The 16,913-nt window shown below is 52.1% G+C and carries 12 protein-coding genes; 10 read left to right on the top strand and 2 right to left on the bottom strand.

Annotated features, from left to right (window positions below):
* Window positions 1–100: 100 nt before the first annotated feature.
* Window positions 101–1,786, top strand: a complete 1,686-nt coding sequence (locus HFP08_RS07960) for a helix-turn-helix domain-containing protein (RefSeq protein WP_168120056.1) — start codon at window positions 101–103, stop codon at window positions 1,784–1,786.
* Window positions 1,787–1,818: 32 nt separating this feature from the next.
* On the opposite strand, the gene HFP08_RS07965 is transcribed toward HFP08_RS07960, so the two are convergent.
* Window positions 1,819–2,535: a DUF4396 domain-containing protein gene (locus HFP08_RS07965; protein ID WP_168120057.1), complete on the bottom strand. Its 717-nt coding sequence runs from the start codon at window positions 2,533–2,535 to the stop codon at window positions 1,819–1,821.
* 217 nt (window positions 2,536–2,752) lie between these two features.
* Here HFP08_RS07965 and HFP08_RS07970 point away from each other — a divergent pair, with 217 nt between their 5' ends.
* The 7 genes from HFP08_RS07970 to HFP08_RS08000 all read left to right on the top strand — a co-directional run bounded on the left by HFP08_RS07970 (window position 2,753) and on the right by HFP08_RS08000 (window position 8,775).
* A complete protein-coding gene (locus HFP08_RS07970) occupies window positions 2,753–3,229 on the top strand; it encodes an RNA polymerase sigma factor (protein ID WP_168120058.1) in 477 nt (158 codons plus the stop codon).
* A gap of 1 nt (window position 3,230) precedes the next feature.
* Window positions 3,231–3,761, top strand: a complete 531-nt coding sequence (locus tag HFP08_RS07975) for a hypothetical protein (RefSeq protein WP_168120059.1) — start codon at window positions 3,231–3,233, stop codon at window positions 3,759–3,761.
* Between the two features lie 212 nt (window positions 3,762–3,973).
* The gene (locus HFP08_RS07980; protein WP_168120060.1) at window positions 3,974–4,402 is read left to right on the top strand and encodes a universal stress protein; all 429 of its coding nucleotides are present in this window, start codon (window positions 3,974–3,976) and stop codon (window positions 4,400–4,402) included.
* Between the two features lie 172 nt (window positions 4,403–4,574).
* Window positions 4,575–5,432, top strand: coding sequence for a DUF4362 domain-containing protein (locus HFP08_RS07985; RefSeq protein ID WP_168120061.1), 858 nt, complete (start codon window positions 4,575–4,577; stop codon window positions 5,430–5,432).
* Between the two features lie 143 nt (window positions 5,433–5,575).
* Window positions 5,576–6,415 (top strand): alpha/beta hydrolase, encoded by an 840-nt coding sequence (locus tag HFP08_RS07990; RefSeq protein ID WP_346768724.1) that lies wholly within the window; start codon window positions 5,576–5,578, stop codon window positions 6,413–6,415.
* 125 nt (window positions 6,416–6,540) lie between these two features.
* On the top strand, window positions 6,541–7,665 hold the full coding sequence (locus HFP08_RS07995) for an iron-siderophore ABC transporter substrate-binding protein (RefSeq protein WP_168120063.1): 1,125 nt from the start codon (window positions 6,541–6,543) through the stop codon (window positions 7,663–7,665).
* Between the two features lie 201 nt (window positions 7,666–7,866).
* On the top strand, window positions 7,867–8,775 hold the full coding sequence (locus HFP08_RS08000; RefSeq protein WP_168120064.1) for a phosphoribosyltransferase: 909 nt from the start codon (window positions 7,867–7,869) through the stop codon (window positions 8,773–8,775).
* 53 nt (window positions 8,776–8,828) lie between these two features.
* Here HFP08_RS08000 and HFP08_RS08005 read toward each other — a convergent pair whose 3' ends face one another.
* The gene (locus tag HFP08_RS08005; protein ID WP_168120065.1) at window positions 8,829–9,566 is read right to left on the bottom strand and encodes a GNAT family N-acetyltransferase; all 738 of its coding nucleotides are present in this window, start codon (window positions 9,564–9,566) and stop codon (window positions 8,829–8,831) included.
* Window positions 9,567–10,083: 517 nt separating this feature from the next.
* On the opposite strand from HFP08_RS08005, the gene HFP08_RS08010 reads away from it, so the two are divergent.
* Window positions 10,084–12,987: a glycoside hydrolase family 66 protein gene (locus HFP08_RS08010; RefSeq protein ID WP_168120066.1), complete on the top strand. Its 2,904-nt coding sequence runs from the start codon at window positions 10,084–10,086 to the stop codon at window positions 12,985–12,987.
* 37 nt (window positions 12,988–13,024) lie between these two features.
* Window positions 13,025–16,876 carry a TIM-barrel domain-containing protein gene (locus HFP08_RS08015; protein WP_168120067.1) on the top strand — a complete coding sequence of 1,284 codons (3,852 nt, stop codon included), beginning with the start codon at window positions 13,025–13,027 and terminating at the stop codon, window positions 16,874–16,876.
* Window positions 16,877–16,913 lie beyond the last annotated feature (37 nt).

Below are 16,913 nucleotides of genomic sequence, written 5' to 3' on the forward strand. Positions count from 1 at the left end.
AGCCGTCAACGACAGGTTGATGGTTCCTTCTTATTTGTGTAGAATAAGAATAGTAAATGATATTGATTCTCAATTAAGAGGATGATCGGAATGAAATACGATGAATGAAAAAGAGAAAACGACGGCAATTGAAGCTGCTCCGGGAATGGATATGGGCGAATTCTGGTTCGATTTCAAGCATATTCGGAGAATGAACACGCAGTCTGGTTTGCGAGCCGGCTCGCAAACGAATCATTATACCTTCGTTGCATTTCTGGAGGGAAGCGGCTGGCTCCGCTCGCGGGGAACGGACAGATGGTTCCGTTCCGGCGCCTGCTTAATCATCCCCCCCGGAGAAGAATTCGAATATGAAGGTTACTCCAACGAAGCTGTGATCGGGGCTTCTATTTGTTTTGACTTATATAAGAGGGGGAAGGAAGGGGCATGGGAAGAGGCGGCAGCGAATGGACTGTTCGCTGAGTTTATTCAGATCGCTTCGCTCTCCCGGCTTGCCGGCTTGCTTAAGGCTCTGGAAACAACGGATACGGCCTTCGGAGCTGCGGCTCAATTGAATGCGTTGCGAAAGAGGACCAGATTCCAGGAGCTGATCATTTTCTATCTCGAGAATGCGGCTTCAGAGGAGACGGCAACCAATGCGTCAACCGCGATAGAGCGGGCAGTCGTATATCTGGAAAGCAATTATCGCGAACCGATTACAGTAGAACAGCTGTGGAAGCTTTCCGGGGTGAGCCGCTCGCAATTCAGCGCGCTCTTCCAAGCCGCAACGGGACGCAAGCCTCTGGATTACTTGACGGAGGTGCGTATTCGCCGCGCGAAGGAGCTTCTTGCCCTCTCCAATGATCCGCTTCGCGAAATCGCGCGAAGCATCGGCTTCAAGGATGAATATTACTTCAACAGGCGTTTTCGTCAGGTAACGGGCATCTCGCCCAAGCAGTTCGGCAGACTGCATCAGCGTAGCGGCGGAGCGGTCGATTGCCTGGGCAGAGAGCAAGCGATTCCGCTCGCGGACAGCCGGGTCGTCGCGATCGGCTATGCGCTGGGCGATTTGCTTGCTCTCGGCCTGCGTCCTATCGGGGCCGATCTTAGCGTTATCGGGAAGCAGGTTGTCTTCCGCAACGAACTGGAAGGCATTGAGGATGTCGGGCTGCTGGGAGACCCGGTCATGATTGCGGCCTTGCAGCCGCAATCGATTCTCTATTGCAGCTTCGAGGATGAATCGCTGCGCGCATTGTCTCAAATCGCGCCTACCTTCTTCGTAAAGAGAAATCAGCCGACCTATGAGCGATTGCGGCAGGTTGCGGCATTATTTAATAAGAAGAAGGCTGCGGAGAAATGGATTGCGAGTCATATGCGGCGCTCGGAGATGCTATGGAAACGGTTGAATAGAATGGCCGGACAAGGTGAAACGGCCGCCGTTATTGCGGTTGTGGACGGCAGATTATATGCAATGGGCGCCCGCGGAATGGCGCAGACCTTGTATCAGCCCCAGGCTTTTCTGCCTGCGCCCGGCATCCGGAGATTGATTAACGAGCAGATTTCCTTCCAGCTTATTACCGAGGAAGCGTTACCGGACTTTGCCGGGGATCGTCTGTTCCTGCTTGTGAACGAGGAGGAGCCGTCGAGGCGCAAGGCATTCGAGCTGACAAGCGGTCCGATCTGGACCGGTCTGGAAGCGGTTCGCCGCAAACGAGCCTATAGAACCAGTGCGCAGTGGAACTACGATGATCCGATTACGATGGATCGGCTTCTGCTGAAGCTCCCCGATATTCTAGGCAATCCGCTGTGAGAGCAACCGCCCGTCGCCCGGCTGTTCCGTTCTTACATCGCATGCTTGATGCCCTTCTTCAATAAATACCAGTTGGCGGGCAGGCTGGTGGCGGCTCCAAGTATCATCGCGATTTGCATCATAAACCAGAATTCCATTTGAATGGGCTCTGGCGCGGATGCGAATAACACATAATGAACAATGGCCATCCAGCCGAACATGCCGATTTCGAAGGAGACGAGCGACAGGGTGTCGGCCTTTACTGCTTCGTAGACGGCTTTGCCCCAGCTCATGTCGGGATTCATAGGCTTAATCGCGAATACCTGAAAGAAGACCCCGAACAGATACGCCAGTATAAACTCCGCGGCGTAATCGGCCAGCAGGACGGAACCCGCAACGGTGAGTCCCAGCGCGAACACGGCCGGGGCGCCGATGACATCGCCCAGCGTGCAGCCGCTGGAGCAGTGGCTGGTGGAGACGAAGACGCTTTGCCAAGACGGATTGGCGGAGGCGTCTTTATGTTGTCCATGATTCTCCCCTTGGCGATGCTTATGCTGATTATGGCTCTCATGGCCGCCTCCCCCTTCTTTTCCCGCTCTCCCCATTATCGAATACAACCAGATTGCGAACGGACCCAGATACAATCCATTGATCGGCCACACGATATTCATAATCGCCATGGGCTGTGGATGACGGATGATATCGATCAAGATGAAGATGGCAGACAGAATGCCGATTCCGACACAGATATATGCGATATTATTGAGCAAATGTAACCCTCCTTGAAGATTTGTCGTCTATTCTCATAGTCTGGCAAGCTCTTCATATACGTTACCACGGTATATGAATCGTCAATCAGGGCAAGCAATATTGGAAATCGGCGCTAAAGCGCTCGAAGCAGCCGCATCGTTTTTTTTAAAAAATAATAGACTACACTGAAAAATATCGCTCCTCTGAGTTGTATTCATAGTGAAAGGGGGACGCAAGGTGCATGATTCATCTGAGCTCAATGAATCCATTCAACAAGCCGTAATCCATTATTCAGACAGTCTGATCAAAATTGCGTTCACTTATCTGAAATCGGTTGCCGACGCGGAAGAAGCCGTGCAGGATGTGTTCTTGACCTATCTGCAGAAATCCCCTGTATTCGCGAGCAGGGAGCATCAGAAGGCATGGCTCATCCGGGCTGTTATTAATAGAAGCAAGAACATGCTGAAGAATGCATGGCTGAAGAAGCGCAGCCCGATCCCGGACGATCTGTCGTATCTGCCGCGGGAGGAACAGTCGATTATGCAAGAGGTACTGTCGCTCGACAAGAAGTACCGGCTTCCGATTCATCTTCATTATTACGAAGGCTATTCCATCGAGGAAATTGCCCATATCCTTCAGGCCAAGCCGGCCACGGTGGGCACCTGGCTAGCGCGCGGCCGAAAACAGTTAAAAGAAGCGATAGGAGGTGCTTGAGTTGGAAGAAAAACAATACAAATCGGCTCTCTCCAAATTGAGAATCAGCGAGGATTTTCAAGAACGAATGATTTTGCGATTGAAGCTGGAACAGAATCGAACTTCGTATACCTATATTAGAGGAGGAACACAATATATGAGTACAGCAACAGCAACAAAAGGGAAAAAAATTACGGTATGGGCTATCAGCCTTGCCGCATGCGCGGCTATTACGTTCGGCATCTATGCTTCCAATCAGAACAGCACGCCTGAGCAAGTCACGTCGCCGCCAACGATCGGAGCCAAGCAACAGGTCAATATCGACGGCGTTATTGAGGAAGTAGGCGCGGATGGAAAGAGCTTCCGTATCGGGGACCTGTGGGTGAGCGTGAACGAGAACACCACATACGGCATCTCCGGGCCGACGGCTCCAGATCCGTCCGAGCAGCTTGTGAGCAAAGAATTCAAAGTGGGCAATACCGTGTCGGGCTTTACTTCCGAGGATGTAGCCAGCGGCAAGGTGACGGCGAACGCGATCTACAACAATTTCTAAGAATATCGCATCCGAATTTCTCCCGCTTATTGACCTTGAATGCGCTAAATTGTCATTAGCGCGGTTAATAAGCGGGAGTTTTTCCGGCGGATAAAGGTTGGCAACGGGGAGAAAGACTCACAGCTTATTGTTTGTTTTTGGTCGTTGCGTTTGGGCCTCAGGAACCATGGGTATATACATCGTAAAACCGATACATACGGAGGTCGATCAACTTGTATACCTATAACCGGATTCTCGTCCCCATGGACGGCTCGCAGCCCGGGGAGAAGGCGCTCAATCACGCCATCGGCATTATTAGCACCGTTAATTATCCCGTGCAATTGACGATTATGCATGTCAGCCACGCCTCAATCGTGAATGAGCCCATTACCGAGGTAGAGGATAATCAATCGGTCGATCTCGAAGCCGAGCTCATCCTGGGGCCTGCGATGTCGCGGCTGAAGGAAGCGAAAATTCCGTTCGAGATTTTCACTGAATTCGGCGACCCGGCGAGCGGCATCATCCGCGCGGCCTATGACGCGAATATCGATCTCATCATCATGGGCACCCGCGGAATGGGGATCATGTCGGAGCTGCTGCTCGGAAGCGTCAGCCATCAGGTGGTGAAGGAGGTATCTTGTCCGGTTTTTCTAGTTAAGTAATGATCCGCAGCAGGGTGAGAATTTCGTTAGAGTCGTCAAGAAGCCGATACCTTTAGGTCTCGGCTTCTTGGACATTTCGCCCGGCGCTATCCTTTTTTTCGCTATGAAAATAGGGTTGACATTGCACCTTTTTGCTCTCATATTCCGTCTAAGTTGAAGGAGGGGATATGGAATGAGAAAGTTAGCTGTATTAGTATTAAGTGCCGTTCTGCTAGGAAGCGTCATGGGCTGCGCAACGAATAATTCTTCAAATTACGGAGAGACGCGGGTGACTACGGGCACGCCGGAAGGGACGATGCAGCCGGGAATACAATTGCAAGAAACCGGTGATGCGGAAGAGAGAGTGACAGTGTATAGAGCGGTCGATTTCAGACCGGCCGGCGGGAAACCTTATGTTGTTTTCACCGAAGAGGAAGCCTTGGAGAGCTTCCGGTCAGCGATTCAAAGCGCCGAACGAATAAAGGGGATCCTGAATGTCATGTCGCCGCAATACATCTTCAAGCTGAGCGTCGACGGTGAGGTTAAAGCTTATAACTTATGGCTGGGAGACGGAGGCGACAGCGATAAGCAAGGCATGATTATGGATACGGCGGACACGCATACCGGCTATACCTTGACGCTCGAGGCGACCCGCGAGCTCTATGCACTCATCTGGAACGCCGAGTATAACGCGGAGACCGCGGCGGCGAATGGCGATGTCGTGAACAGCATCTTCGACGGTTACCATAATCTTCATAAATGGGACGCTTTCGTCGAGCATGCGAAATCCGGGGTGAAGGACGAGGTTCAGGTTGTCCATTATACAGTCGAAGGCGATCCAATCTTCAATAATTTGAGCTTCGACGGCGAATGGATCGTTCATCAGCATGACACATCGCATGACGCATATGGGGCATCGCGAATAAGCAGGTACCAATGCAAGGCGATTGATCAGGAGGAAATCGAGCAAAGCATAGCCTACACGTTGAGCGGTTGCGTCGACGTGCATGATGATGAAGTGCCTTTCCGGCTGGTCATTCCGGAAGAGTAGCGGGGGGTGATGGGGAAGTGATAGACGATGTTGCGAAGGTATTTCAATATTTTTATTGAAATAGGATTCAATCAACCTTATTATTGATATTGATTATCAATATTGATTGAGACAAGCAGCCTTGTACGGGGAGTGTAGATTTGGTGAATAACAGGACGGCTTTGCCATGGAAGGAAGTTTTGGAGGCAGACGCCATGCACACGATAAGCGGCGATGTCAGAGTGATTGAAGCGTTCCCGATTCCAGAGCTGCAGACGGAGCGCAGAGTGTGGATTTACTTGCCTCGAAGCTATAACGAAGGCAATCGTCATTATCCCGTCCTCTTTATGCATGACGGGCAAAATATGTTCGATCAAGCAACGTCCTGGGGCAGCGAGTGGGGCATTGACGAAACGCTGGAGCAAATGGGGTTGGAAGATCCCTCGCTTGAGACGATTGTGGTCGCTGTTGATCATGGGGGCGATCAGCGCAATCATGAGTATAACTTCGTCATTAACGAGGAGTATGGCTTCGGAGGCAAAGGAGAGGCGCATGTCGCATTCCTCGCGGAAACGCTCAAGCCTTATATCGACGGCCGGTTCCGGACACGACGCGAATCGCGGTTCACAATGATTGGCGGAAGCTCGTTCGGCGCGTATATGTCGCTCTACACTGCGATTCGCTATCCGGATCGGTTCGGCCGAGTGGCCGGAATTTCCTTCGTAATGTGGCAGGACAACGGCGCAATCATCGAGTTGATTCGGAGCTCGATTATTTCCCGGGATCTGCGCATTTACCTAAGCATCGGAGGGCAGGAGACCGATAATCCGGAATTCAATCGGATAGCCAAAGAGCATGTAGCGCTGGTCCGTCAGACGCTAATCGAGGCAGGGATGTCCGAAAATCAGGTTCGATTCGATTTTGTGCCGGACGGAACGCATCACGAGTCGACGTGGAGCTCGCTCTTCGCGGACGCTTATCGCTATTTGCTTCCAGGGGAATGAGCTCCGAAGCGGAGGTTGCGGACCGACAACGTTTTCTATTGACAACGAAGGACCTTGGATATATAATAATTGAATATGATAATCATTATCAATTATATCCTACAGTAAAGAAGGGTCCGTGAACGATGAAAATCAGAAAGAAATTAACAATGCCCATACTGCTATCCTCATTTGCGCTTATGATTGTGCTGGCAGGCTGCGGCGGAAATAACGGCAACAGCAATGCCAACAGCAATTCTGGTACCAACACGAACGCTGGCACAGGTGCATCCTCCTCTGCTGCTCCCGAGACAACATCTGCGACGAGCGAAGAATCGGCTAAGGAGCAAGGGGATGTGCAATATCCCATAACGATTAAACACGCGCTGGGCGAAACGGTAATTGAATCGAAGCCGGAACGAGTTGTGACGATATCATGGGCGAATCAAGATATTGTTCTTGCTCTTGGCGTCGTGCCGGTCGGGTTCTCGGAGGCCAATTACGGCGTTATCGACGGTTCAAGGCTGTTGCCTTGGACGAAGGCGAAGCTTGATGAGCTTGGAACGACAGAGCCTAATTTGTTCCATGATACGGACGGCCTGGATTTCGAGGCGATTTCGGATGCGAATCCCGATGTCATTCTGGCAGCCTACTCGGGCATTACTCAGGAGGAATACGATATATTGACCCAAATTGCTCCGGTTGTCGCTTATCAGACGGCTCCATGGGTAGCCAGCTGGCGTGAGCAGGTTCTGTATGATGCCATGGGCATGGGCATGCAGGCGGAAGGCGAGCAGCTTATTAAGGATACCGAAAATCTTATCCAAGAGAAGCTTGCCGCTTATCCGGAGCTGAAAGGCAAGACGGCCGCCTTCGCTTACATTAGCCCGGCGGATCTGTCCTCGCTCTCAATCTATGCTCCTGGGGATCCTCGCGGCGACTTTCTGAACGAGCTCGGCATGCCGTTCCCGGACGGCCTGGCGAATCTGGTCACGGACAGCTTCTATCTGCAGCTTAGCGCCGAGAACACCGATGCGCTTAACGATACGGACATCATTGTTGCCTATGGCGACGAGAAGCTGCTCAAAGCGCTTCAAGCGGATCCGCTGCTTGGCAAGGTTCCGGCCATTCAAAGAGGCTCAGTCGTGTTCATTGAAGATAACACGCCGCTCGCTGCCGCAGGCAATCCGAATCCGCTGTCGATCGCTTACACGCTTGACGAGTATTTGGGATTGATTGGCGATGCCGCCAAGAAGGTTGCCAACGAATAGACGAAAGATATCGATAGAACGGAAGAAGCAGTCTTCTCTTAGTGAGAGGACTGCTTTTTCGGCTACCTGTTGGATCGAATCTAATATTAAATCGTTTGAGTTCCAGCGAATGGATCATTCTTTTCCAGTTTGTTTCATGTTAGAATATGGAAGATCTAATGAGTTCAATCAGGCCTAAAAAGGCTGCAGGGGGCGTTGTTGTTGTCAGATAAAAGTACGACACAGGTATTATTGGGAAGATTATTCGAGACAAATGGATTCGCAGTAAGAAGAAACGAAAAGGATGATGCGTTTTGGTACACCTCCGGAATTCCAGGACCTTTCTACACCAATACAGAAAATCTAGCCGGAGAGAAAGAAGCGAGTCTTGTCTTAGATCAAATCAACAAACTCTTAAAGAGGAATGATTCAAGAGAACTTCAAGCAAAAGCCTTATTCGAGATCATTAACGAAACGGTTACGAAGGACCCCGCCTATGCTTGTTCTTTGGATGTCATTGCAGAATACTACCTGGCACAACAAGTGCTGAGGCCGGAAATGATATCGGGTGGCGAACGTAGGGACTGGTTTTTCTCCATACCTATTGCACAAAGACTAAATCTCCCACATGTGATGCTGTACAAATCGGGTGATTATATTATAACCGATTCGGATGGGAACGCCCTCTCACTGAATTTGGACAACCAGAAGGTGCTGCATGTCGCTGATATTATTAATCAAGGCAGCAGTTACACGGACAGATGGATTCCAATGCTGCGCAAGGCAGGTGCCGATTTTACAGAGACACTATCGGTAGCAGTGCGTGATCAAGCAGGAACAAACCGAATTAAGCAGCAGCAGGTAAACGTTTTATCTCCTCTTATTGTGAATGTAGAGCTCTTCGATGAGGCGTATTCTCTTGGGCTTATTAATAGCTTTGCGCACCGTGAAATCAGACAGTTTTATGATTCACCAAGAGAATGGACGCGGGCATTCCTTTCCGAAGAGAATATTCTTGAGAAGAATAAGTCCTTGGCAGGCTCTGTTAGAACGGATCGCGAAGCCATGTTTAAGGAGAATGATCCGTACCAATTGAAGCGTGAGCTTCCGTATTATTTTTCGAAGAAGTAATTCGCAATGGACTGAAGAGCTTCTCTTCAGGAATTATTGAGGGAGCTCTTCTTTCATTGGTTCACCCTATACCAATAGGTATAGATTTCTTTGAAGCCAATCTTCTCATACAATCGCCGAGCAGGAGCATTATTCGCAACTACAGCCAGACAGCTATTCTTCGCTCCATGAAGTTTTCCCCACTGCAACAGATGCAGAATCATCTGCTCTCCATACCCTTTGTTGCGATAACTCTTCTCCGTCACGATATCATATAACCCGATACATTCCCTCTCGATAACTCCAAAGCCGCAAGCTACTGCTTGATCCCCGATATAAAATAGGATAAATCTGCTCCTGAAAGTGATGCCGGATAACATTCGTTCCATAACGGATCGATGCGCTTCCTTCATGGAATTGAACCTGCAGAAGTGATTGATCCATTCATCTGTTGCACCGTCGGTAATAACAATTGAAGACGTCGTTGGCTCACGAAGAGCATCTAGCTTCATCACCTGCATACTTGTGAGATCAACTTGTGAATAACCTCGCTCAGTTAATTTGCTGTCCAAATCGATTGGATGAACAAACGGCGTGATTTTGAAAATCGTCGGCAGTTGGTTTGCGCTATATAAGCTCTCGCAAAATTCAATCTTCTCAAGTAATTGATGCGTCGAATAATGAATAGGGTTAATTGAATTAGCGCGTTTCGTATAACCATCAGCGAATCGAAGCAGCCAACCATCGTATAGGACAGTGGACAGCGCCTGCCAATGGTTCAAAGTAAGTTCTTCAATGCTTTTGTGATCCATGAGTAAGCTCCTTTCGACCAATATGAATATGAATAATAATACATAAATATGAATTTTTATTCAATATAAATTTGAAGGACAATTGTAGGGAGGTCTTATAAGCTATCCCCTCAGCGCAGGAATAAAAGAACGGCAGTCCGCAAATGCGCTTCTGAGCAAAAGGGATAGTACCCAGAAGCGGCGAGCTGCATAATAGCCCTGAGTAAAGGGGATAGCGAGTAGAAGCAGTGAGTTGCATAAAAGCCTGAGCAAAGGGGATAGCGAGTAGAAGTGGTGAGTTACATAATAGCCTGAGTAAAGGGGATAGTGGTCCAAAAGCTGCGTCTAAACTGAGGTTCCCGTCAACACAGGGGTTCGAGCAAGCGCATGTGAATCTATGCGGGGAGAAAAGCTCCGCACTCCCATATGAATCTATGAAAACCGCACTTCAATATGAAATTTTCGGTATATCATTCTGGAAAAATCTGTCCCTATAATGAATTGTAAGCTATTACAAGCTTGAAGGGAGAGATTAATAGTGAGAAAAGCCGGTATGCTGCTTAGTCTTGTCTTGGCCATGGTCATGGTTGTCATGTCGGGAACGGTCCCGCTGCCCGAGGCGCATGCGTCCGGAACGGGAATCATCAAGAGGGTCTACACGGACAAAGCAAGGTATGATCCCAGCGATGTCGCCACCATCAAGGTGGAGCTTACGAATGATTCCGGCGCGCTCTACAGCGGCAATGTCAATCTATCGATTCATCATCTGGAAACGCAAGTGTACACCACTTCCCAGGCTATATCCCTCGCAAACGGCAATTCAACAACAGTAACCTTCACTTGGACGACTCCTGGCACAGACTTCAAAGGCTATTTCGTCAGCGTAACGGCAGGAAGCTCGACGGGCGCGACGGCTATCGACGTGTCCAGCGATTGGACAAGATTCCCGAGATACGGCTATATGTCGGAATTCCCTTCGGAATCATCGACCGTCTCGGATGCGAGAGTGAAGCAGACGATCGAGGATTATCACACGAATGCATTCCAGCTCTATGATTGGATGTGGCGTCACGAGAATTACATTAAACGGACGGGAGGCGTGATCGACAGCTCGTGGACGGATTGGAGCGGCGATAACACGATGTACTGGCAGACGATTCAGAACCTGATCTCGTCCATGCATGATTATAACGCGGCGGCCATGCCGTATACGATGACCTATGCGGCGCTGAACGATTACGAAAGCATCTCCGGGGTGGACCCGGAATGGGCGATGTACGAGGACAGCGCGCATATGAATCCGCTTGGCTTCGACTTCGTCGACAATGATCCAAGCACATGGCTGTGGCTGTTCAATCCGGCCGATAGCGGCTGGCAGAGCCATATTTTCGCACAGTACAGGGATATTATGAACACGGCGGGCTTCGACGGCATCCATCTCGATCAGATGGGAGAGCGGTCCGACCCTTACGACTATGACGGCAATGTGATCGATCTCGACAACAGCTTCTCCGGCTTCATTAATAATCTGCGGGATAATCTCGATGCCAATAGTCTATCCGACAAGGTTATCACGTTCAATAATGTGGACGGCGCGGAGAACGGCTGGGCGTTCAACGATGTGACGAAGAATGCGGATTATGACTTCACGTATACCGAAATTTGGGGCAACGCGAATGATTATATCGAGCTGAAGGCGCTCATCGACAAAGCGAAACGGAATAATGGACAGAAGGCCGTCGTGCTTGCCGCCTATATGAACTACGAGGAGAATACGGGCACGAAATATGAAGCGGAATCGGCAACGTTAAGCGGCGTATCCACGAACAATGATCATGCGGGCTATACGGGCAGCGGCTTCGTAGACGGCTTTGGCGACAGCGGCGATTATGTGGAATTCACGATTACCGCTCCCGAGGACGGCTGGTATGGGCTTGTATTCCGCTATGCGAATGATACTGGCACGAATAATTCGCGCAGTCTGTACGTCGACAGCAGCTTTGTTACCCAAATGGACAATTTCCTCGACCAGGACAGCTGGGGAACGTGGAAGTTCGACGCTTCGGAGACGGTATGGTTGACGGCGGGAACGCATACGGTGAAGCTGGCCAGGGATGCGGGGGATTCCGGCTTTATCAATCTCGACAGCCTGACGCTCGGCACGTTCAATGAACCGTCGGTCAGATTGACGAGCGCGGCGATTGCGGCTTCCGGCGCTTCTCGCATCGAGATGGGCGAGGGCGATCAGATGCTGGGACATCCGTATTTCCCGAACCGGGCCAAGCAGATGCGGAACAGTCTGAAGGAAGCGATGAAGAATCAATATAATTTCATAACGGCCTATGAGAATCTCCTGTTCGACAAGGATGTGTTCAATACGGATTCCGGCAGTCAATTCGTCGATATTTCGGGTCAACCGGTTGCCGGCAACGGGGAGGACGGCTCGATCTGGAGCTTCATGAAGCAGAGCGACGATTACAGCATCGTTCACCTTATAAATATGAAAAACAGCACGGATACGGATTGGCGCAATTCGGATTCCGCGCCTACGACGCTCACGAATCTGGCGACCAAGGTGTATATTGGCAATCAGGAGTCGGTCTCCGGCGTATATATCGCTTCACCGGATATCGCGCTTGGCGCGTCGCAATCGTTGTCCTTCACGACGGGCACGGACAGCAAAGGCAAGTATGTCTCCTTCACAGTGCCGTCTCTGCAATATTGGGACATGATCTATATGGACCGCACATTCACAACGCCGACGGATGACAAATACGAAGCGGAGGACGGCACCAAGGTGGATGTCGGCGTCAATAACAATCATAGCGGCTATTCGGGCAGCGGCTTCGTCGATAACTTCGCAAGCAACGACGGCGTGACATTCACGGTATCCGCAGCTCAGGATGATGATCAGGCGCTTCTCTTCCGCTATGCGAACGGAGGCTCCGACGCCACGAGGGATATTTTCGTCGACGGCAATTATGCCGGAACAATCCCGTTCCCCGCGACCGGCAGCTGGAGCAGCTGGTCAACGTCAGAGCTGACTGTCACGTTGAAGGAAGGCATTCATACGATTACGATCTGGAAGAATGCTTCAAATACGGGAGCGATTAATCTGGATTATCTCGATCTGGACAAGACGTATGTGTGGCAATTCGATCGTCAAATTACGTCGGCTCCCGCAGGCTACAGAATTACGTTCCGAACAGGCGCATCAGGCTGGGTGCATCAGGGCGTTGACGGCTGGACGGGCGTAGGCGATTACATGATGAGGGGCAATGGAGCAAGCGACGCGCTGCTCGATCATGAGGTGTCCGTCGGGCCGTTCACATCGGGAACGACGGTCGATTTCACCTTCCTGTGGGACGATAATGCGAATGGTGTGCTTGAGACGGGAACGGATCGCTGGGAAGGAACGGATTTCGAAATTTCAATTGATTAATGCCATCAAATAAAATGATAGGAAGGCGGAATCATTCATGACCTATGGAAGTGGGAGCTTCAAAGCATGGAGGAAGTCTCTGTCTGCTTGCATGGCCGCTGTATTGCTTGCCGCGCTCTTCTCCTTCGCTCCGGCGCAGAAAGCGGAGGCGTACGTCAGCGCGCTTGGCAATGTGACCGGCGCGTCGGTCTCGGGAGACACGCTGACGTTGACGGTAGACAATGGAGCCGAGCCGAATGATGATAAGCTGATCTTCGATGTGCTGCGCAGCGATATCGTGAAAGTGTCCTACAGGCCAAACGACGTTTCTCCAAGTCCGGACACGCCGATGATCGATCCGGACAAGACCTGGTCGGCGGTAGGCGCGACAATCGACACGACCGGCGATCCGATCACGATCACAACGTCGGACATCAAGGTCGAGATTGCCAAGAATCCGGCACGCGTCACGATCAAGAAGGCGGACGGCACGACACTGCTTTGGGAGCCTTCGGGCGGCGGCGTGTTCTACGACGGTGTTCGCTTCCAGCATGCGACAAGCCATAATGTATACGGCATTCGCAGCTACAACGCGAATGAGAGCGCATCGGACATTATTCGCAACTCCAGCACGCATCCGGCGCATGCGGGGAATCAGGGCGACTCGGGCGGACCGTTCATCTGGTCGACGGCCGGATATGGCATATTGGTCGACAGCGACGGCGGTTATCCGTATACGGACACGACCGGCAAGCTGGAATTCTATTATGGGGGCACGCCGACGGAAGGTCGCAGATACACGAAGACCGATGTGGAATATTACGCGATTGTCGGCGATCCCGAGGAGATTATGGACGGCTTCTCCGCGATTACGGGGAAATCCCCGATGATGCCGAAGTGGTCGCTGGGCTTCATGAATTTCGAATGGGACACGAATCAGACGGAGATGACAGATATGGTCGAGACGTACAGAGCGAAGAACATTCCTCTGGATGCATACGGACTCGATTATGATTGGAAAAAATACGGGGAGACCGGCTACGGCGAATTTGCCTGGAACTCCACGAACTTTCCAGACGCGAATTCCGGCACGCTGAAAGCCGACATGGACAGCGAAGGCGTCAAGATGATCGGCATCACGAAGCCGAGAATCGTGACCGAGGACAGCGGAGGCACCCGAACCTCGCAATATTACGATGCCGATGCGGGAGGTTACTGGTATCCGGGGCATAGCGAATATTCGGATTATTTTATCCCTGTGCTCGTTCGCAGCATTGATCCGTATAACGCCAGCATGAGATCGTGGTTCTGGGATCATTCCGAGGATGCCTTCGACAAGGGGATTGTCGGCTGGTGGAACGACGAGACGGATAAGATCGCTTCCGGCGCCGCACAGTGGTGGTTCGGCAACTTCACGACAACCCATCTGTCCCAGGCGCTGTATGAAGGACAGCGGGATTATACGAATGACGAGCAACGGGTATGGCAGACGGTGAGAACGTATTATCCCGGCGCGCAGCGCTACGCGACCTCGCTCTGGTCTGGAGATATCGGCGGCCAGTTCTACATGGGCGAGAAGGTGGGCTGGGCTTCGGGCATGAAGGAGCAGCGGGCGGTCATGCTCTCCTCCATCAACAACGGCCAGCCGAAGTGGGGCATGGATACCGGCGGCTTCAATCCGAACGACAGCAATCCGAGTCCGGAGCTGTATGCGAGATGGATGCAGTTCGCCGCGCTCACGCCGGTGTTCCGCGTGCATGGCAATCTGTATCAGCAGAGACAGCCCTGGTTCTACGGCAATACGGCCGAGGAAGCGGCAACGGCGGCGATTCAGCTGAGATACAGCCTCATACCGTATATGTACGCTTACGAGAGAGAGGCGTACGAGACGGGCAACGGCCTTGTCAGACCGCTGATCTTCGATTATCCGTCGGACGCGAACGTGAAGAACGACGTGGATGCCTGGATGTTCGGCGACTGGCTGCTGGCGGCGCCGGTCGTGGACGAGGGACAGACGGTGAAGGATATCTACTTGCCTGCGGGAACGTGGATCGACTATTTCAAAGGCACGGAATATACAGGCGGCCAAACGATTCATTACGCAGTCAACGCCGAGACATGGTCGGATATTCCTCTCTTCGTCAAGAAGGGCGCGATCATTCCATCGCAGGAGGTGCAGGATTATGTCGGACAGAGTCCGGTAACCGATGTGGATGTCGATGTGTTCCCGGATACGGCTTCGACCAGCTTCACCTATTATGACGATGACGGAGCCAGCTATGATTACGAAAGCGGCGATTACTTCAAACAAGAAATCACGGCCCAGGACAACGGCGGCAGCGGAATCCATGTAGGCGTAGCCGCGAAGACCGGGACGTATACGCCGGATGTCGAGCATTATATGCTGAAAATTCATGGGGAAGCGGGAACGGCGGCCACGCTGAACGGCTCTGCCATGACCTCTTATGCGGATCTTGCTGCCTTGCAAGCGGCGGCGGGAGAAGGCTGGACGACCGGCAAAGATGTGTATGGCGAGGTCACTTATGTGAAGGTCGCCGCAGCCAGCGGATCGAGCAAGAGCGTAGTCGTGTCGGGAAGCGGCTCGCCGGCGGCAACGGGAAGCAAGCTGGAGGCGGAGGAGGCTTCGCTGTCCGGCGAGACGGCTGCCGCGCAGGCTTCCGTCAATACGAATCATTCCGGCTATTCGGGCAGCGGCTTCGTCGACGGTCTGGATAACGCTGGAGCGGCGGCAACCTTCTATGCGGATGTTGCGGTCGGCGGCGACTATGATGTCGCGCTGCGCTATGCGAACGCGACAGGGTCCGCAAAGTCTCTCAGCATTTTCGTGAACGGCGAGAGAGTGAACCAGACAAGCCTTGCGACTCTGGCGAATTGGGATACGTGGTCGACACAGAGCGAGACCCTTCCGCTCGAAGCGGGCCGCAATGCCATCAGCTATCGCTATTATGATGAAGGCGGCGATACGGGCAATGTGAACCTGGATTATATAACGGTTCCATTCGCTCCGACAGTCGCCAAATACGAGGCGGAGAGCGCGGCATTGTCCGGAGGCGCTTCGACGAATCAGAATCATGAGTTCTATTCGGGCCATGCGTTCGTCGACGGCATAGCCACCTCGGGCGCCCAGGTCAGCTTCCAGGTCGAGGTTCCTTCCTCCGGTAGCTATCAGCTTGCTTTGCGCTACGCGAACGGATCGGGGGGCACGAAGACGATGAGCACTTACGTCAACGGTGTCGATGTGGCGCAGGCGAGCTTGACCAGTCCGGGAACGAGCTGGGATGTATGGCAGGATCATGTGCAGACGGTCTCCTTGAACGCAGGCATGAACACGATTGCGTACAGATACGATGTGGCCGATACAGGAGGCATTAATCTGGATCGGATACTTGTCTCATCCGGAGCTGCGGGAACGCCTCAGTCGGAGCTGAACCTGCTCGATAACGGCGATTTCGAGCGGAATACGGCTATGGGAAGCAATTGGACGGAATGGCATCCAGGCGGTCAGGCGCTGGCTTACGGCATCGACAGCGGATCGGGCTCGAACCCGCCCGCTTCGCCTTGGACGGGCGACTATCGCGCCTACTTCTACTCGGCTAGCGCTTATCAGCAGAGCATTCACCAGACGATTAACGTGCCGGTGAACAATCATGATTATACGCTGGAGGCATGGGTGCGAATGGATTACGCGACGCCGACGACGGCCAGAGCGGAAATCGCGAGCTACGGCGGCACCGTCATCTACGAGAGCATTCCAGGCGGAGGGCAGTGGCAGTATATCCGCGTTGATAACATCAATGTCACAAGCGGCCAGATCGACATCGGCTTCTACGTCGATTCGCCCGGCGGTACGGTGGTTCATATCGACGATGTGCGAGTAACGATGGAATAGCGGCTTGATTCGGAACGAGCAGCCTTCTCTTGGTGAG

Source organism: Paenibacillus sp. HB172176 (assembly GCF_011947265.1).
Lineage (GTDB): Bacteria > Bacillota > Bacilli > Paenibacillales > Paenibacillaceae > Pristimantibacillus.